Annotated in this window: 15 protein-coding genes and 1 pseudogene; 6 read left to right on the plus strand and 10 right to left on the minus strand. The window is 37.9% G+C overall.

Annotation, left to right across the window (positions count from 1 at the left end):
- The first annotated feature begins 425 nt into the window (after window positions 1-425).
- On the plus strand, window positions 426-1,025 hold the full coding sequence (msrA, locus tag AAEZ22_RS11330) for a peptide-methionine (S)-S-oxide reductase MsrA (protein ID WP_352297269.1): 600 nt from the start codon (window positions 426-428) through the stop codon (window positions 1,023-1,025).
- Between the two features lie 97 nt (window positions 1,026-1,122).
- Here msrA and AAEZ22_RS11335 read toward each other — a convergent pair whose 3' ends face one another.
- Window positions 1,123-3,234 carry a TonB-dependent siderophore receptor gene (locus AAEZ22_RS11335; RefSeq protein ID WP_352297272.1) on the minus strand — a complete coding sequence of 704 codons (2,112 nt, stop codon included), beginning with the start codon at window positions 3,232-3,234 and terminating at the stop codon, window positions 1,123-1,125.
- Between the two features lie 798 nt (window positions 3,235-4,032).
- Window positions 4,033-4,953 (minus strand): transposase, encoded by a 921-nt coding sequence (locus tag AAEZ22_RS11340; protein ID WP_089368322.1) that lies wholly within the window; start codon window positions 4,951-4,953, stop codon window positions 4,033-4,035.
- 368 nt (window positions 4,954-5,321) lie between these two features.
- Here AAEZ22_RS11340 and AAEZ22_RS11345 point away from each other — a divergent pair, with 368 nt between their 5' ends.
- The 3 genes from AAEZ22_RS11345 to AAEZ22_RS11355 all read left to right on the plus strand — a co-directional run bounded on the left by AAEZ22_RS11345 (window position 5,322) and on the right by AAEZ22_RS11355 (window position 9,099).
- Complete coding sequence (locus tag AAEZ22_RS11345) at window positions 5,322-6,515, plus strand: acetyl-CoA C-acyltransferase family protein (RefSeq protein WP_182676674.1); 1,194 nt, start codon at window positions 5,322-5,324, stop codon at window positions 6,513-6,515.
- Window positions 6,516-6,881: 366 nt separating this feature from the next.
- On the plus strand, window positions 6,882-7,511 hold the full coding sequence (locus AAEZ22_RS11350; RefSeq protein WP_089368324.1) for a response regulator transcription factor: 630 nt from the start codon (window positions 6,882-6,884) through the stop codon (window positions 7,509-7,511).
- Window positions 7,498-9,099: an MASE1 domain-containing protein gene (locus AAEZ22_RS11355; RefSeq protein ID WP_352297276.1), complete on the plus strand. Its 1,602-nt coding sequence runs from the start codon at window positions 7,498-7,500 to the stop codon at window positions 9,097-9,099. The genes AAEZ22_RS11350 and AAEZ22_RS11355 overlap by 14 nt, the downstream gene beginning before the upstream one ends.
- A 28-nt stretch (window positions 9,100-9,127) precedes the next feature.
- Here the strand turns inward: AAEZ22_RS11355 and AAEZ22_RS11360 are convergent, their stop codons facing one another.
- Window positions 9,128-9,670: a hypothetical protein gene (locus AAEZ22_RS11360; RefSeq protein ID WP_011328271.1), complete on the minus strand. Its 543-nt coding sequence runs from the start codon at window positions 9,668-9,670 to the stop codon at window positions 9,128-9,130.
- A 210-nt stretch (window positions 9,671-9,880) separates the two neighbouring features.
- Between AAEZ22_RS11360 and AAEZ22_RS11365 the strand changes: the two genes are divergently transcribed.
- A complete protein-coding gene (locus tag AAEZ22_RS11365; protein ID WP_011328272.1) occupies window positions 9,881-10,597 on the plus strand; it encodes a metal-dependent hydrolase in 717 nt (238 codons plus the stop codon).
- 304 nt (window positions 10,598-10,901) lie between these two features.
- Here AAEZ22_RS11365 and AAEZ22_RS11370 read toward each other — a convergent pair whose 3' ends face one another.
- Both AAEZ22_RS11370 and AAEZ22_RS11375 read right to left on the minus strand, forming a co-directional pair.
- Window positions 10,902-12,596 carry an AIPR family protein gene (locus tag AAEZ22_RS11370; protein ID WP_339683186.1) on the minus strand — a complete coding sequence of 565 codons (1,695 nt, stop codon included), beginning with the start codon at window positions 12,594-12,596 and terminating at the stop codon, window positions 10,902-10,904.
- Between the two features lie 258 nt (window positions 12,597-12,854).
- The gene (locus AAEZ22_RS11375; protein WP_350550121.1) at window positions 12,855-13,466 is read right to left on the minus strand and encodes an excalibur calcium-binding domain-containing protein; all 612 of its coding nucleotides are present in this window, start codon (window positions 13,464-13,466) and stop codon (window positions 12,855-12,857) included.
- 285 nt (window positions 13,467-13,751) lie between these two features.
- Here AAEZ22_RS11375 and gloA point away from each other — a divergent pair, with 285 nt between their 5' ends.
- Window positions 13,752-14,279 carry a lactoylglutathione lyase gene (gene gloA / locus AAEZ22_RS11380; RefSeq protein ID WP_352297279.1) on the plus strand — a complete coding sequence of 176 codons (528 nt, stop codon included), beginning with the start codon at window positions 13,752-13,754 and terminating at the stop codon, window positions 14,277-14,279.
- Between the two features lie 82 nt (window positions 14,280-14,361).
- Here the strand turns inward: gloA and AAEZ22_RS11385 are convergent, their stop codons facing one another.
- The 5 genes and pseudogenes from AAEZ22_RS11385 to bioD form a co-directional block, all read right to left on the minus strand.
- Window positions 14,362-14,640: a flavoprotein gene (locus AAEZ22_RS11385; protein ID WP_502935263.1), complete on the minus strand. Its 279-nt coding sequence runs from the start codon at window positions 14,638-14,640 to the stop codon at window positions 14,362-14,364.
- 226 nt (window positions 14,641-14,866) lie between these two features.
- Window positions 14,867-15,223 (minus strand): annotated as a pseudogene (locus tag AAEZ22_RS11390) (NADPH-dependent FMN reductase); the annotation flags it as partial.
- 49 nt (window positions 15,224-15,272) lie between these two features.
- Window positions 15,273-15,725: a DUF302 domain-containing protein gene (locus tag AAEZ22_RS11395; RefSeq protein WP_208833814.1), complete on the minus strand. Its 453-nt coding sequence runs from the start codon at window positions 15,723-15,725 to the stop codon at window positions 15,273-15,275.
- A 116-nt stretch (window positions 15,726-15,841) separates the two neighbouring features.
- The gene (htpX, locus tag AAEZ22_RS11400) at window positions 15,842-16,711 is read right to left on the minus strand and encodes a protease HtpX (RefSeq protein WP_089368331.1); all 870 of its coding nucleotides are present in this window, start codon (window positions 16,709-16,711) and stop codon (window positions 15,842-15,844) included.
- Between the two features lie 154 nt (window positions 16,712-16,865).
- Window positions 16,866-17,549, minus strand: coding sequence for a dethiobiotin synthase (gene bioD / locus AAEZ22_RS11405; protein ID WP_197182690.1), 684 nt, complete (start codon window positions 17,547-17,549; stop codon window positions 16,866-16,868).
- Window positions 17,550-17,556 lie beyond the last annotated feature (7 nt).

A 17,556-nucleotide genomic window follows, 5' to 3' on the forward strand; every position in this document is an offset into this window, starting at 1 on the left:
TTTAAAAATGGCTCTACAAAATGATAAATCAAGCGATCAAAGCTGATGAGAATCGGTGATCAAAGTCATGAGAATACGCAACTTCCCTACTTTTTAAATACATACCCCCACCAGCGGTATTGGCAGTTAACATTTTATAAGCTTGTGTACTAAGCACCTACCCGCTATCTTTTTGCTAATGCCTAGTTGTGATCCACCGGCAATAAGCATTTTATTAGTTTTACTGTTCTTAAAATTAGCTAACAAGCTTTGCGTTAGTCTCAAAAATAGGGTTTAGGCTTTAAAGTGGGTTTTATTAAAGCGGCCTCATTCACTAAAGCGCGTTGCGGCTTACAAATAAAAATGAAATACGTTTTACTAATAGCGGGTCTAGTAACTATACCAATATATTTATTTATACATTCATCAAACAGATGCGAGATTTTATGAAAAGAATATTAGCCTTAGCGTTAACATCATCCGTTATATTTTATGCATCGCTCGCCCATGCAAACAAAACCGAAAAAGCCGTTTTAGCCGGAGGTTGCTTTTGGTGTATGGAAAGTGATTTTGAAAAGCTAGCAGGTGTAACCGATGTAATATCGGGTTTTACGGGAGGTAAACTTAAAAACCCAACTTATAACGGCAATCATCGTGGTCATTATGAAGCTGTAGAAATTACTTACGATCCTGCAATAGTTAGCTATAAAGCTATACTCGACCATTACTGGGTAAACATTGATCCCTTTGATGCTAAAGGCCAATTTTGCGATAAAGGGCCAAGTTACCTAAGCGCTATTTTTGTAGCTAACGAGCAAGAGCGCAAATTAGCAGAGCAATCTAAACAAGCAGTGAGCAAACAGTTCCCAAATAAAACCGTGGTTACCCCTATACTAAACACCAGTACCTTTTACCCAATTAATGGCGATGAAAGTTACCATCAAGATTATTATAAAAACAATCCTATTCGCTACAATACCTATCGCTGGCGTTGTGGGCGCGACAACCGCCTAGAAGAAATTTGGGGCGATAAAGCAAGCCATTAAAGTACCCACAATAAAATACCTTACTCAATACTAGATTAACTAACAGGCTGCTTATACTAACCAGCCTGTTATACGTTTTTAAAATACGTGTAAGGTATTAAAACTTAAACGAGGCAGAAAATCTAACACTACGAGGCGTGCCAGGTTGCACCCAAGCGTCTGAAAATGAGCTGATATAATAAGTTTCATTAAATAAGTTATCTAGCTCCCCTGTTAGCGTTATTGAGTCTGATACGGCGTAACGCATAAATGCCCGAGCAGTTATATAACTTGGCAGTGTAAAGTCGGTACCAAAAAAGCCATTTCGATCTCCCACATAAAGTAAACCACCACCCAATTTTAATGCTTTTCCATTCACTTCTGTCGACTTTACCAACTGTAAACTCAATTGATGCTGAGGAATATTTAACAGCGAGCTGCCTGCAGCTATATTTAGGCCAAAGTTGCTATCGTAAAATGAATTTTTGGTTGTTGCATCAACATAAGCATAAGACGCCCACAGGTTTAAGTTATTCGTTAGTTGACCATTTATATCAATTTCAAACCCTTTACTTTGCGCCTCCCCAATAGCGGCACTGGTAAATGCTGTTGGATCGTCTACTACCAACATATTTTGTTGCTCAACTTTAAATAAGGCTAAGGTGCCCACCAGCGCACCGTTATTTAAACTAACCTTAACGCCTACTTCCTTTGAAGTTGTTTGGTTTGGTTTAAAGCCGTTTCCCTGGGCGTCGGTACCAGAAAGCGGACGAAAGTTTTCACCATAAGCCGCATAAGCCGATATAAAGTCAGACACCGCATACACAGCCCCTAATTGCGGACTAATACGCGATTCTGTTTGTTTATACCCTGTATTAGTTAAACGATTATTAAGTGTTTGCTTAAAATCGTCTAAACGCGCGCCAAGACGTATATCTAGCTTATTGGTTAAACTTATTTGATCTTGTATAAATACGCCCAATGATTGCTGAATTTCAATACGATCAGTATGAGTGGTGGGTGCAGGTAGCGCATAAGCACCATACTCTGGGTTATATACATTAATATATTGATCGCCCTTTACCTGTAGTAAAAACTGATCGTTTTCAAATTTATCGGTATCAGCCCCTATAGTTAAACGATGCTCAAATCCTGAAAAATTAATATCGCCAGTAACTTCGCCGCGTAAAACCTTATAGTTTGCACTGTAATCTCGATAACGCCTAAAGCGATTAACCTCATCATTCACTACACCTGCAAAACCAGTTTCAGTGGCAAAACCGGTTAACTTAGTATCACGGTAATTAGCAGCAATTAATACACTCCAGTCGTCATTAATATCATGCTTTAGTTCAAGCTGATGGCCAATTACTTGTGCTGTAATAGGGCCATCCCCCGGCTCACCTAAAAATCGGTTTGCAGGAATAACCCCAAGCTCACCATTTATTGCTAACACTCCTCTATCAAAAGGTATTGTTTGCTTACTGTATTCAAGTTCGTAAATCAGTTCACTATTGTCGTTAATATACCAAGCTACTGATGGGCTAACGCCTTGTTTGGTTTTTTTAATGGTGTCTCTAAAGCTATTTGAATCTTCATAAAAACCGATCAGTCTAATTGCAACATCATCAGAAACCCCAGTGGTGTAATCTATATCAGCCCTATAGGTATCCTCACTTGCAACAGCAAGTTTTAGTTCGCCTGCGGTATCAAATGTTGGCCGTTTAGTTATTAAGTTAACCACTCCGCCAGGTTCTCCCCGGCCAAATAACGCAGCACGCGGCCCTTTTAGCACCTCAACCGAGGCAATACTTGACAGATCTCGCGTACCACCCAAGCCCCAGCCTATATTAAAGCCATTAACTAAGTAGTTACTCGAGAGGTTTTCATCTCCTGTAAAACCACGTAAAGCAAAATTATTTAACAGGCCACCAAAGTTATTTTGCCTAGCAACCGAAGCAGATAGATCCAATGCTTGGTTTAAATCCCATGCGCCAGCATTTTCAAGCGTTGCTAAATCGATTGTTTGCTCAGCTTGTGGTGTTTCTAAAGGCGTAAAGTTACTGCTGTATACATGGCGCGAGCCTATCACTGCAACCCTCTCTATAGCTGTATTAGCCTGATTAAATAGCGGTGGTTGCTCAAAGGCTGAGCTTGTTTGGCTGGTAAATAAGAAAACTAAACAAGCAGATAAATAAGTAAGCTTACGCTCTTTAAAATTGGTGTTCATTGTTAACCTTGTTAATTACATAACTAAAATTGAATTGCAGCCTAAAGCAGTAACTAGTGCTTAGTACTTATAGGCTGTTTGCAAAGCTTGGCATGTGAGGTAATGCCGCTTTTGTTGGATTACGTTTAAAGCGTTGACGTTTATAAAGTGCTGTAGCTTATAAACTGGTTACACAAATTTACGGCCATAGCCGTGTGATTAGAATTAATTAACTTACAAAATGACATGCCTAGCGTGATCATCACCAGCAGCGTGTAATTAATACTAAATACCCAGGTACGTGCTCATATAAGCATTCGTGCGGTACGTATGATTTAAGGTGTAGCCGTAGGCTAAAATAAATTCGGTGTGTTTGGTTAAGTGCTGTTGCTGCAAAGCGGCTTTATATTAAAGATAATACTGGGCGCCGTTTTTCGATAAAAGTTCAAAAAATTCAATAGATTAAATTGGCTTGTTCACCCTTGCTATTATCCATACTATATTGAGTAAACTAAAGCTGGCAGTCTTATACCATAAACGGTGTTTATTGCAATATTGGCATGAAGTTATTTATTATTAAAAATGAGACAGGCATATTAAAAAGGGATTAAAATGGGACAGGCACATATTACCTGGTTTATTTAACCTCAAAGTTCGTCATCGTTATTTACTAATTCCCTCTCACTTCTACGCTCTATTAGTTTATATAATTTAAGTTATTAGTAGATATATGTTTAGTAGGGATATCAGGCAGGTAAAGTTAGTTTCAAAGGTGGTTTGTTAAAGTTGTTGTTTAAGTTATCGCTGAAGGTGTGGCGCTCACCCTGCACCTTTGTACCATTTAACATCGTTATTCGCGGCTTGCTGCTTTAATCGTTGTTTACTCCCTGCAAAGTTTGAATATTTATGCCTAAATCGTTGAATCGATTCAAGCCATTGTGCTTCTTCTATATTCAGAGTAACTAGCACTTTAGGAATTGCTTTATTTATATATCCTTTTTTGTTTGGAGAAATTTGACGACCACTCCAATCTACTAATTCTAGGTAATCTAGTAACGCAAAAGGTATAGTGTGTTTTATGTTGTTAGCGCAAAATGGCTTTAGCTGACTTGGTTGACTTTGATCTTGAACACTATCTTTTTGCTTTGAGGGGTTATTTGTTTGAACCGTATTTTTAGTAAAGGCTGTCAATTGCGCTATACGTTCTTGAATAGAAGTAAAATCACTGTCTTCTAACGTACCGGCCATGTTTGCTCTAATAGGATTTAAATCGACATAGGCCATGCAACTAAGCAATGCGGTTTCATCTAATAATGCTTGTGATTTATAGCGCCCTTCCCAGTACTTACCTGTGCAGCTATCTTCCTTATTTGCTTCACGGGCAATGTATTCATTTAGGTTTTTCATATACCAGCTTATGTCGTAAAGTCTTTCTCGCCATTTAGCTATAATTTCATTAAAGCAAACTAAACTCGCATTATCTAACGGCTCGCCTTTTAAGTAACTATCCACCAAAGCGTGGCCATTATAAAGCCTATACCAGCGTTCAATTACTTCACTATCTGCCCAATCTAGTGCCTGCTTTCTATTAACATTTACAACTAAGTGATAGTGATTACTCATAATTGCGTAAGCTGCAATCTCTATGGCAAACACACTACTTAACAACTTTATACGCTCTACTAGCCACTCTCTGCGGTGATCAAAGTTTTTACCTGTGTATTTATCATCACCACACAAAAAAGCTCGCCTAACGCATCTAGCTATTAAGTGATAATAAGATGTTGATGCCAAATCAATGAGATTTTTTCTTGCGCGTGTCATAAAATACAAAACCAATAACCACTGGATATAATAACAGTAGTAGCTAATGTGAGTTTTGCAAATACTTTGTGCCTGTCCTTTTAAATCTTTTAAATCCTCTTTTTAAATCTCTTTAAAGCAAAAACATAAAATGATTAACAAAGTTATATATCAATTCAACGCCTGCAGCTTTAGTTTATTTTAAAATTATGTTTTGATGAATTAAAGTCAACCTTTATCCTTTTGCTCTTTTAATATCATTTAGAACAAAGTGGATACAAGCAAAAAAATAATAAGAGAACACAATGACACAATTTAATAACAATAGCGTAGTAATATTAAGCGCAGTACGCACTGCTATCGGTGGCTTTGGTGGCAGCCTTAAAAACTTCACTCCCGCTCAGTTAGGCACTATGTGCGCCAAAGAAGCATTAGCCAGAGCCAATATTTCACCAAAGCAAGTTGGTTCATGTGTGGTAGGTAAAGTGATACATAACGGTCCTAAAGACGCGTATTTGTCGCGAGTTATTGGGCTAAATGCAGGGTTACCAATTAGCAGTCACGCGGTAACACTCAACCGCTTGTGTGGTTCGGGTTTAGAAGCCATTATACAAGCAGCACAACAAATTCAATTAGGTGATGTAAACGCAGCTTTAGCAGGCGGAGCAGAAAGCATGAGTAGCTCAGGCTATACTCTAGCAAGTAATCGTTGGGGCCAAAAAATGGGTGATAGTACAGTAGTTGATGAGCTAACTACCACATTACAAGACCCATGGGACAACACACCTATGGGCGTTACCGCTGAAAGCATTGCAGAAAAATATAGCATTAGCCGCAAGCAACAAGACGCTTACGCAGCACAAAGCCATCATAAAGCGGCTAAAGCCATTACCGCAGGCTATTTTAAACAGCAAATAATGCCCATCGAAATTAAATCTCGTAACGGTAATCAAGTTTTTGATACTGACGAGCATGTTCGTGCTGACACAACGGTCGAAAAACTCGCCACCTTAAAACCCTACTTTAAACAAAATGGTACAGTCACCGCAGCCACCTCATCAGGTATTAATGATGGCGCAGCCATGTTAGTGCTTATGTCGGAGCAAAAGGCCAATGAACAAAGCTTAAAACCACTCGGTCGCCTAGTCGGTTATGCCAGAGCAGGTGTTGAGCCTTCATTAATGGGCACAGGGCCTATTCCTGCTGTGCAACAGGTGTTTGAAAAAACTGGATTAACTATTGATGACATGGACGTAGTAGAATCAAACGAAGCCTTTGCCGCACAGGCATTATGCGTAGGCAATGAGTTAAACTTTCCTGAGCATAAAGTAAACCCCAATGGCGGAGCTATAGCACTTGGCCACCCTGTTGGCGCAACCGGTGCTATTTTATCGACCAAATGCCTGTACGAACTGAAACGCATTAACGGTAAATACGGCTTGGTCACTATGTGTATTGGTGGCGGACAAGGTATAGCTGCTATTTTTGAAGCGCTTTAGTTATAAAAGATTTTAAAAGAAATAGCGGCTAAAAATAAGCCGTTTTAATTTAGTAAAAATAAAGTTTTGATTAGTAAAGGACATGATTATTAAAGGACAGGCATAAACCTGTTAATTGCTTTATGCCTGTCCCTTTTTATTTTCCTAGTTAAAATGAGTTTATTAGCAAATAGCCTGGGGTATAGAATCATTCATATTCCTAACCCACCTAGGAAAATGGCTTAGAAAATATCAGGGTTTAATTTACGGCACTGTTAATTATTTTATGCCTGTCCCTTTATTTTCTACCTAATTACCCTTTCTAAGATTTTTTCCTAGCCAATACTTACCTATTACCATGTATAATAATTTTAAAGGGAGATATAAATGCACATTGGTATCATAGAAGATCATCAACTAGTAAGAGATAGCTTTAAAAAGCTACTCGAATTACAGCCAGATTGGAAAGTAATAATAGAAGCTTGCAGCGTAAATGAAGCAAAGCTTGCGGTTGAACTAGAACAACCCGATATATTTATAGTGGATATATCGCTTAACGGTAAAGAAACCGGGCTTACTTTTTTATCTTACCTTTTTGAGCATTTTCCTAACATTAAAACCATTGTTGCCTCCATGCATGACCACGAACCCTATGTGAGTAACGCTTTGCGACTTGGCGCGTTAGGTTATGTGTCAAAACGCTCGGCTTCTGAAGAATTAATAGATGCGGTTAAGTCTGTAGCTTTGGGTAAGCGCTATATAAGCGAAGACGTAAACTTTGCCCTAACCACAGAAAGTAGCGCACTTACGCTACTAACAAATCGAGAAATAGAGGCCTTACCATTATTTTCTAAGGGGCTTAATGCCAAGCAAGTAGCACAAGCATTAGGAATAATGCCTAAAACTGCTCATGTCCATAAGGCAAATATATACACTAAGCTTAACGTTACAACTTCATTCGAGCTGTTAAAAATTGCAATAGATGTAGGAGTAATACAACTAGATGAGCTTACTTAGCCTATCCCCCTCGTTTAGTTTTTTTATTACTACAGCTTTTAAACAAGTAACCAAGCAGTTACTTGTTGGGCTTGTTTATTTTGTTATATTTGCTGCAACTTTTTGGCTCAGCAAAAATCTAGAAACAGTCCCTGAAAGCAGCGCAATTTTTATTCCTGCGGGCATTAAAATTGCCTTCTTTTTACTTTTACCTACAAAGTATTGGCTAACTTTATGGGTAACATCTCGTCTTCTCGCTGCCTTTGTGGGTGCTTTTAATAATGAAGTTTTAGCTCTTGCACAATGGGATTTTAATTTATTTCATGGTTTTTGGCAGGAGCTTTGCTTTGTTGCGCTTATTTATATTTTAAAAAACAGCCGTTGGCCGCCCAGTATTAACGATAGCCAAGGTATACTTTCGTTAATATTACTGGCTGTTGCTAGTACATCTATTAAATGGTTTGTATTTGCTAGTGCGTTTGAATTTACCAATATACTGGTTGCTACAGAATTATTACAGTACCAGTTAAATATGTGCCTTGGGGATATTACCGGCACACTATTAGTCACTCCGCTAATGATGCTAATTTTTAGCGTGAGGCATAAATTAAATAAATCGCTATTACTAAAAATGATGCATTTAGGGGCTGCTTTATTGTGCCTTTTATTAATTGTAATTTTTGTATATGCACTACGCCCCGACACCTACCCGCTACTAAGGCTCGCCTCGTTATTACCCATTATTTGGTTTTCGTATAGGTTTGGCTCTTTGGGCGCTGTAACCAGTGCCACGTTAATTAATAGCTTAATTATACTCGAGGCAAGCTTTACTCATGCCCCTGAAAACACTTATATAAGCCAGTTATTCATTTTAGCAAATGCAATTACCAGTATGGTTTTAGGCGCTGCAATTACTGAACTAAAACGTAAAAATAATGAGTTATATAAAACGAACCTAGAACTCAGAAAGCAGTTAACTAAAAACACACACCTTGCGGCTAAAATGGTTAGCGTACAAGAAAATGAGCGAAAACATCTTTCTCAAGAGTTACACGACGAGTTGGGTCAAAATCTCACTGCTTTAAAAACTGACTTATCTATTTTGTCTCACATGAGTAATAAAGATACTCAGTCGTTTGTTAAAAGCTTAAAAACGAATGCCAATACCATGTACGATTCGGTATACCAATTAATGCATTACCTTCGCCCACGCGAATTAGACGAACTTGGCTTAAATAAGGCAATAACAGCCGGGCGACTAAAAAGTTTACTGCATAAGGCAAAAATTAATTTTCAGGCCGACTTTAAAATTCATAAAGCCCTGTCAAAAGATCATGAAATAGCTATTTATCGAATATGCCAAGAAGCTGTAACTAACTGTGTTAAGCATAGTAATGCCAGCAAAATGCATATAGAACTCGTAACCGATAATAATTTTATTACACTAACCATTAGTGATAATGGCAGTTTAGCAACACTTGCTAACAACTCGTGTAATTATGGTTTAGCTTTTATTGAAGAGCGCGCAATGGCATTGGGCGGAACTTTTGAAGTGTGTGTAAAAAATGGCTTTACCATTAAGGTAAAGCTTCCTTTTTACTTTGATTAGTTAGCACATTGCTTAATTTGTAAATTGCTTAGCAAATAAAAACTTGTTTAGTATAAAACTTTTGCCTTAATTGGCCTGCTTCTATATGTTCGGGATTAACTTGTATTTCAGCTTGGTTACCTATTAGCTGCAGTAGCATACCTTGTGCTATTTGGCTGTTGCCAAGCCTTGACTTTACCACCACTTGCTTGCCTATAGCGCCTTGTAATCGTGGCTTTGGCAAACTAGGCTTGCTAATTGGTTTTAACCCTTCCGACTTTGCAAATAAGTTTACGCAGTGCTGCTTAGCTGCAACTATCAAATCGTCTTTACCTTTAACCACGTCAACATTATTTAATAAATGGATAAATGCTTGATTAGCTCTATCAAACTCTGTAGACACATCAGTTAAACCCCGTATAGCTGCCCATTTTCGAATGACTATATATTTACCCTTTTTAATACGCGCTAAACTAATTGAGGCACCTGTCATTTTGCTATACCACTCAATACGATAGCAAAATGAGCCTAGGCTATGTAAAAACACCGTAATATTGCCAAATTCCTTTGTGCTTGCTTCAATTAAACTCATTTTACTTCCCTAACGTCCTAGTTAAATTGAGTTTATTAGCAAATAGCCTGGTATAAAATCATCCATATTCCTAATCCATCTAGGAAAATGGCTTAGAAAATACAAGTGGATTAATTTACGGCACTGTTAATTATTTTATGCCTGTCCCTTTATTTGTCTTAAAGAACATAATTGTTAGAATGCCCTCCTATTTCCCCATCAAGAGACACAATGGCAAACTTCAATACTCATCTTAATACTGCGCTAATCATCACAGGCTTAGCCTCAGCCACCTTATTATCTGCAGAACATATTGATTTAAAGGGCGCGCTCTGGTTATGGTTTTTAGGCTCAATCGGCGGTTTATTACCAGATATAGATTCAGATAACTCCACATCACTCGACACTATTTTTAACTTATTTGCACTCAGCGCTGTATTACTGGTACTGCATTACATAACCACTGAGCTAATTATTAAAATTAGTTTTATCGAGTTAATTGTAGTGCCCTTATTAGTTTACGGATTTATGAAATATATTATTAGACCACTTTTTGAATGGATCACAGTACATAGAGGCAGTTGCCACTCTTTACTATTTATACTGCTATGCGCGCTATTAACAACTCAAGTAACATGGGAACTGAATGATCAATCAACCCCACAAGCAGCCACCTTTGCCTGGTTAACGGGTGGGTTTATTTTACTCGGAGGATTAATTCATTTATTGCTGGATGAAATTTACAGTGTAGATTTAAGTAATGTCACAATTAAACGCTCTTTCGGGACCGCTCTAAAAATAGCTGACTTCGATAATAAATTAATTACATTGTCGTCAATTATTGCCATTGCAGGTTTAATCTATGTCGCTCCCCCTACAAAACAAACTATCACAGCGTTAAGTGATTGGTCTCACTTTAGATTTCAATCTTTAAAAATTAGATTTTAAGCCCTCTATACGCATAATGATACGTATAGCGAAATCAAGTGAATAACATTGACACCCACCCTAGTTTTTCAAAGTGATTAGCGTGGGTGTCATTATAATTTTCTTCTTTGTGTTTGTTTCAATTAAACTCATTTTATTTCCCTAACTTCCTAGTTAAAATGAGTTTATTAGCACTTAGCCTGGTATATAATCATCCATAGTCTAATCCACTTAGGAAAATGGCTTAGAAAATACCAGGATTTAATTCACAGCACTGTTGATTTTTTATGCCTGTCCTTTTCTTTTATTTTGTTTAAACTATTTATTATAACTTTTTATCTGCTCTGATTTTATCTTTCAGCTCTTCAATTAATTTTGCACCTTTTGCAACCTTATTTGTGCCACCATACTCACGATATAGATCATAAGTTGTAGCTAAAGCATAATTAAACATATCATCCGTTAAATCTTCTTGCTTTAATTGAGCGATTTGATTACTACCGGGATAAAGGCTGTTGGTCATTAAACAACTTACTGTATATAGGATGTAGAACTTAATATCCGCTATTTCAATAGTAGTATATGCTTTATCTTTTTTTAACTGCTCCTCAATTTTTCGTCCTAGAAGTGCAACTAAGTAATAAGTCTGTAAATCATTATTTTTATGGAACAATTTAGAATAAGACTCATCATCTTCTAATAAAGTTGATGGTCTAGCTCTTGCAAAGTTTGGTTTTTGCATTAGTACTGAAATTAAACACTGAGACATGAAAGGGACACTAATTATTTCTTTAGGCTTCTTCCCTTCATTTTTATAAAAGTTCTTTCTTCGATCATAATAAAGACCTCTCGGCTTAAGAAAATCTTCTATTTGACGATGTACTTGATCTGTTGCTCTCAAAGAAGATTTTGGAATTGGAGTTTGACTATTTGTTGCACGAATAATTCGATCACGTGTTTCTTCACTTTCTGCAACAATTATTCTGACAAGAACATCTCGATTTTCACCTTCTATCTTATCTTTGTTATTATTATAAAAACGGTGTATTTCAGAAGATGTTTGTAATCCATTTACAATTTCTGGGTTGTGTACAACTAGTTCTTTCCCCCCTGGTGCAGCAACTTCACTTGCTAAAATAGTTACACCATTATTTAGCCACCAAAACTCTTCGTCACCAGGGTTTTCTAGTGTATCTTGGATTTCATTATTTACGTTTGTTTTGCCCTGATAGTCACGAACATTAGACTCAAAAATATGCCGAATTAATTTACCATTTTCATCTGTAATAAAGTTGTAATAATCAACTAAATTTGTAAGTGCTATAAATACTTGTCCTGATGTTGATAATGGAGTTTCAGATATTTTCAAACGAAACACATCATTTGGTCTTTCTTGTGTCATTTTGACTAGTTTTTCGGCTCCGAGAAAATGAACTTTTGCTTCTGAAGCAGGTAATTTATCAATGATGTCGTTTTCTAAGGATGCTGCCTGCTTATATACATTAGGGTGAATATCAATACCTTTTGAAACATAATAAACACTAATTTTCAATCTTGGTTTTTTTGTAATTAGCCCCACATAAGTTTTTTTAAATAATTCAAACGCAGATAACACGTGCTCGTTATATTGGCCAATATAGTCTTCAGGATTAAAGTCTAAATCAAAGAGACTTCGGCATAACCTTGATAACTTCAATAGTGGATCTTCTGAAAATTTATTTTCATATTTTGATTGAATTAATACAAATTCAATATCTACATTCTTTTTATACTTATCCGCTAAGTCATCATCTTCTTTAACCAGTTCACCATTTACAAATAAATAAAGCGAATCGGCACCACCGTCATGACTTTTACCTGCGATACCGGTATTTATTTCGTCATAACTTAATTCATTCTCTTTTAATACCTGAAGCGCGGAGTAAAATTCGAAGAAATCACTCAATGGTATATTTTCTTCTAAATCTTCCATTTCTTGTTTAATTATTGCATCAAGTAAGATTTGATTATTTTTGGACATTTCCTTTCCTATAATTAACGATGAGCAATATGGACTCGTAAAGTTATAACGTCTTAGTATTTATACGTTACGTTGTTCGACAAAAACATATAATTCATTTATAAACAAGAAGTTACAATTTCTATTTTGTAACCTTTATAATTTAATCCCAAAACGACTTTTAATAATGTTATGGGACAAAACCTACAGAACTGTATTTATATACAGTATCAAATTAAATTTATTTTTTATAAAAACGCATCTGCAATTATCACCTCTTTAAAACCTTGAATCATTTTCACAAGGTATCCCGTCGTTATCGCCATCCATTTTTGTATTCGGGCAGTTTTTTATAAAGAATACAGCTTCGGCTCGTGAGGTCATTTGGCTGCAGTGTTGCCTGCCATCGCAGCTAAAATTTTGAGTGTTTTTAGGAATAACTGCCTTTGGGTATTTCTCATCAAAGGTGGTTAAGTCGGCATTGGTAATAACGGGGGTGTTGTTTTTATTGCCTGCATGAGTGTTTGCGAAGTACCTATTGTATGCGCTAAAACCTATGCTTAATATAATTACCAGCGCAACAAGGTTAGCTAAAGTGCTCGACTTCTTTTTTGCTTTACTCATTTTAAAGGGTTTATTAAAAGCAGCTGTTTTTGCTAGTTTGGTTTCTACTTTGCTTTCAATTACGCCTTCAATGCGGCAGTTTACGGCTTTGCTTTTACCATTGGGATTAGTAGCTACCTCAAAATAGATAGTGTCGCCTACTTTGGGTTTGCGGTTCATGTGTTTAAGCGAAGATATGTGTATAAAGGTGTCGTGTGCAACACTGCTAGATTTAATAAAACCATAGCCTCGGTTGTCGTTCCACGACGTTAACAATCCTTTGTTCATTGGTGTTCCTGATTTTTATACTTTTTATTAGTTATTTTTTATGTGTTACTTATGCAAACTATACGTTTCTAAAAGTGGTCGGTAAACTTATTTTAAGTAATTTTAAAATTAAACTACTTTATAGCCATTGCTTGGCGGTATTTTAATTAACTAATTATTGAATAGTGATTGAATAACGAATGAATTACATAGGGTGGTTTTAATTTGCGGTGCTGTTGATTATGATGGCGCTAGAAATACTTAATAAGTCTGTTGTGCTTTAAATTTTTTAGTAAGGATCATCTTATGTCTAGCTATAACGAATCTCCAGAGCAAGTTACTAAAGCGACCGAAGATTATGTAATGCAGCAAACTATGCTGCGAATTAAAGACCCAAAACCGTCATTAGCATTTTATGAAAACGTATTAGGTATGAAGTTGTTGGGCAAATATGACTTTCCTGGTATGAAGTTTACCCTGTACTTTTTAGGTTACGAGCAACAACTGCCTGCGGGCGATGATAAAACCAAAGCTGAATGGGTGTTTCGCCGCCCTGCACTAATTGAGCTTACCCATAACTGGGGCACAGAAAACGACGATAGCTTTGCAGGCTATGTAAGTGGTAACGAAGAGCCAAAAGGCTTTGGCCATATTGGTATTAGCGTACCCGATGTATACGCCGCGTGCGAACGCTTTGCAAAATACGATGTAGAGTTTGTAAAAAAACCAGACGATGGCTCGATGAAAGGTTTGGCGTTTATTAAAGACCCCGACGGTTATTGGATAGAAATACTCTCGGCCGAGGGCATTACCGAAATTATTATGTCTCAGTAATAACTAGGGCGTATGTATTAAATTATAAAGCCAGCAGCTAAGCTGGCTTTATTGTTTGCAGGCGTTGTTAATTAAACTTAGTTTATTTAGGAGCGTTTCGCTGTGAGGGATCTTTAGTAAAGCTGCTTAATACTTCAGTTGGATTTTGAGTTAACTTTTGCTGTTGAGCAGCCTCTGCCCACCAGGTTAATTGGGTAAATGTACGTGAGAAGTAATTAAACCAAGTGTCTTGTTCACTTTGATCATTGAACGAGCCATTTTCAGCCATTACCTCTTGCGCTTTTGGTACATGGATCATTGCTGATACGGGTAAGCAGCCTAATTCACTTAAAAAGTTACGCATACCCATTGCGGCGCGCATACCACCCCATTGCCCAGCGGAATGGATAACCTAAACTCTGGATAATAAATCTATCTCAAGCAGCTACTTTCTGCGCTAACTGCGTTGAATTCACTTGCAATAGGCCAGCTATTGACGCGTAAATTCGCCTTGTTTTCACTAAAAGTCTCTGGCTAGAGAAAATAAATTTAAATATAACAATGATTCAATACGTTAGTAAATCTCTTAACCAGAGTTTAGGTTAAGCAACAATTGCGCTGGGTTTGTACGAAAACAGTGAGCTGCCAAAATGATTTAATAAGTTGGCCAGTGCTGGGCTCATAGAATGGTTGTACTCTGGGCTGACCATAATGTAGCCATCGGCTGCGGCAATTTTATCGGCTAGGGTATTTAGCTGCTCGGGAGCTTTACTTTTGGGATAAGCAAAGTGTGGCTTAAATACCGGTTCGAGCGGGTAATCTAGCGCGTCGATTAGCTCTATTTCGTGTGTACTAAATTGGCTTTGCAAACACGCTATACATGCTTGGGCTACGCGCTCGCCAAGCCTTGCTGGTTTAGGTGGTGTGCTATTGCGTACTGTGCCTAAAAATACTAAAAACTTCATGTATATTCCCTCGTTGTTTAAATTACTTTTTTAGGATTGGTAATTAAGCTCAGGGCTGCAGTGCCTGTGCAGCAAGCTCTGCAAGTACATTGGCAAGCTTTGTAGCAACAGCGCATTGCCCTGCACCATGGCGCTTAGTTAAATAGCTAGGATCGTTGTAGCTCAACCATACTTTTGCATTGGCGTCTTGCCAAACAAGTGCTTTAAGCGGTAAATCAATCCCCATTGTTTGCGCGCACTGCATTAAAGGAGTACCGCCTTGTGGATTACCAAATATAATAACTTCGGTATAGCCAAGCTGCTGCCCTACTTTTTTAGCCCCTGCGGCGTGATCAATACGTGCAAAAATTGTCAGTCCTTTATTTTTAGCCAGTAGCTCAAACTTATTCATAGTGGCTTTGGCGCTTTGCTGGCTTTGTAGTGTTATTAGGCCGTTTGTTGCTTTAGCCGGAAAAAACACAAAAAGTAGCGCAAATACAAAAGTGGTGCTTAATAGTTTCATGTATAAACTCTGGTTTGGTTAAACATATGAGCAACCAACTTAGCATGTAATTTAGCCACAAAAAAGCCAGCGGTTAAGCTGGCTTGGTATATATGCAATAACTTTGCGCTAAAACATTATTTACGCAGTGCGTCTATGCGGGCGTCAAGCGGTGGGTGCGACGAAAACAACTCAGCCATACCTTTACCACTGGCGATACCAAACGCCATCATTGAGCCTTCTAGTTGCGAAGGATGATTTTGCTTTAATCGCTCAAGGGCTGAACGCATTTTGTCTGCGCCTACTAGTTTGGCAGCGCCGCTGTCGGCAGCAAACTCACGTTGGCGGCTGTAATAAGCCACTATAACGCTGGCTAAAATGCCAAAAATTACTTGAAACAACATATCGAACAGGAAGTAGGTCCAGCTGTTGCCGCCCTCTTGTTCATCGTTGTTACTGTTTATAAAGTTATCGACTATGCCTGCTAGCACTTTAGCGGCAAATATAACAAAGGTGTTTACCACGCCTTGTATAAGTGTAAGCGTTACCATGTCGCCATTAGCAATATGCGATACTTCGTGGGCAAGTACGGCTTCGGCTTGATCTTGGCTCATGCTGTGTAATAAACCTGTGCTTACTGCCACTAGTGAGTTGTTTTTACTTGGGCCGGTGGCAAATGCGTTCATTTCTGGGCTGTCGTAAATGGCCACTTCTGGCATTTTAATGCCGGCTTTTTGCGCTTGTGCTGCAACCGTAGTTACTAGCCAATGTTCGGTTTCGTTACGTGGTTGGGTAATAACATGTGCGCCGGTTGATTTTTTAGCCATCCATTTCGACATAAATAACGAAATAAACGAGCCACCAAAACCAAACACAGTAGCAATCATTAGCATACCGCCTAAGCTACGGTTGCTTAGTCCAAATACACTCATCACTATTGAAAGCACTACACCTAATACCAACATAACCGCGAGGTTTGTTAGTAAAAATAAAAAAACACGTTTCATACTTGTCCTCAAAAAATAATATCGATTGCGGTACTATTAATATGTTTAGTACGTTTGGCACTAAATTGATTAAAAGCAATCACTGCGTTATGACACAGTATGTCACAACGTCAGCGCTATTCTGTGACAAACTATGTCGTAAAACAAGTGTTTTTTATGTGTTTAGTGCGAAATTTTCTAGCAATGTTTTATATATTTGTAATTTAGGGGTTTGCTCACTGTATGGGCTTATTGCCAGTATAGGAAAGGGTAAACGTAATTTAAGTGAATCAAGATTAGCTTGGTACTCGTCCATGTTTGGCTCAACCTGATTTGCAATCCAGCCAATGCAATTTATACCCATACTTTGCATATGTGCAGCCGTAAGTAGCGCATGATTTAAGCAGCCTAACTTCATACCTACTACTAATATTACCGGCAGTTGCTCTGCTTTAACCCAATTGTATAAATAATCTGTGTTGCTTATAGGCAGCGCCCAGCCACCAGCCCCTTCGGTAAGTATGTAATCGGCACCTTGCTGTTTTATGTTTTTATACGCGCTGCTTAGCTTATCTGCAGTAATAGTAACCCCTGCTTGCTCGGCGGCTATGTGCGGGGCAATAGCAGGTGCAAAGGCAAACGGATTAATTACATCGTACTTGGCACTTACCGTTGCGCTTTCCATTAATATTAGTGCATCGGCATTTACTAGCTGATCAAACGCCATTTCGCAGCCAGACGCGAGCGGTTTAAAACCAATTGCTTGCTTTTTATGTTGGGCAAGTAGCTTTAGTAATAAACTGGTAACGTGGGTTTTTCCGGCGTCGGTGTCGGTGCCGGTAATAAAAAATTCTTTCATGGCGTTA

The sequence above is a fragment of the Pseudoalteromonas sp. 20-MNA-CIBAN-0454 genome (genome assembly GCF_040308685.1).
In the GTDB taxonomy this organism is placed as follows: Bacteria; Pseudomonadota; Gammaproteobacteria; order Enterobacterales; family Alteromonadaceae; genus Pseudoalteromonas; species Pseudoalteromonas nigrifaciens.

Bases quoted from the DNA above. Each gene is read 5' to 3' on its own strand.
- msrA (WP_352297269.1), top strand. From the start codon at position 426: ATGAAAAGAATATTAGCCTTAGCGTTAACATCATCCGTTATATTTTAT.
- AAEZ22_RS11335 (WP_352297272.1), bottom strand. From the start codon at position 3,234: ATGAACACCAATTTTAAAGAGCGTAAGCTTACTTATTTATCTGCTTGT.
- AAEZ22_RS11345 (WP_182676674.1), top strand. From the start codon at position 5,322: ATGACACAATTTAATAACAATAGCGTAGTAATATTAAGCGCAGTACGC.
- AAEZ22_RS11350 (WP_089368324.1), top strand. From the start codon at position 6,882: ATGCACATTGGTATCATAGAAGATCATCAACTAGTAAGAGATAGCTTT.
- AAEZ22_RS11355 (WP_352297276.1), top strand. From the start codon at position 7,498: ATGAGCTTACTTAGCCTATCCCCCTCGTTTAGTTTTTTTATTACTACA.
- AAEZ22_RS11360 (WP_011328271.1), bottom strand. From the start codon at position 9,670: ATGAGTTTAATTGAAGCAAGCACAAAGGAATTTGGCAATATTACGGTG.
- AAEZ22_RS11365 (WP_011328272.1), top strand. From the start codon at position 9,881: ATGGCAAACTTCAATACTCATCTTAATACTGCGCTAATCATCACAGGC.
- AAEZ22_RS11370 (WP_339683186.1), bottom strand. From the start codon at position 12,596: ATGTCCAAAAATAATCAAATCTTACTTGATGCAATAATTAAACAAGAA.
- AAEZ22_RS11375 (WP_350550121.1), bottom strand. From the start codon at position 13,466: ATGAACAAAGGATTGTTAACGTCGTGGAACGACAACCGAGGCTATGGT.
- gloA (WP_352297279.1), top strand. From the start codon at position 13,752: ATGTCTAGCTATAACGAATCTCCAGAGCAAGTTACTAAAGCGACCGAA.
- AAEZ22_RS11385 (WP_502935263.1), bottom strand. From the start codon at position 14,640: ATGCGCGCCGCAATGGGTATGCGTAACTTTTTAAGTGAATTAGGCTGC.
- AAEZ22_RS11395 (WP_208833814.1), bottom strand. From the start codon at position 15,725: ATGAAACTATTAAGCACCACTTTTGTATTTGCGCTACTTTTTGTGTTT.
- htpX (WP_089368331.1), bottom strand. From the start codon at position 16,711: ATGAAACGTGTTTTTTTATTTTTACTAACAAACCTCGCGGTTATGTTG.
- bioD (WP_197182690.1), bottom strand. From the start codon at position 17,549: ATGAAAGAATTTTTTATTACCGGCACCGACACCGACGCCGGAAAAACC.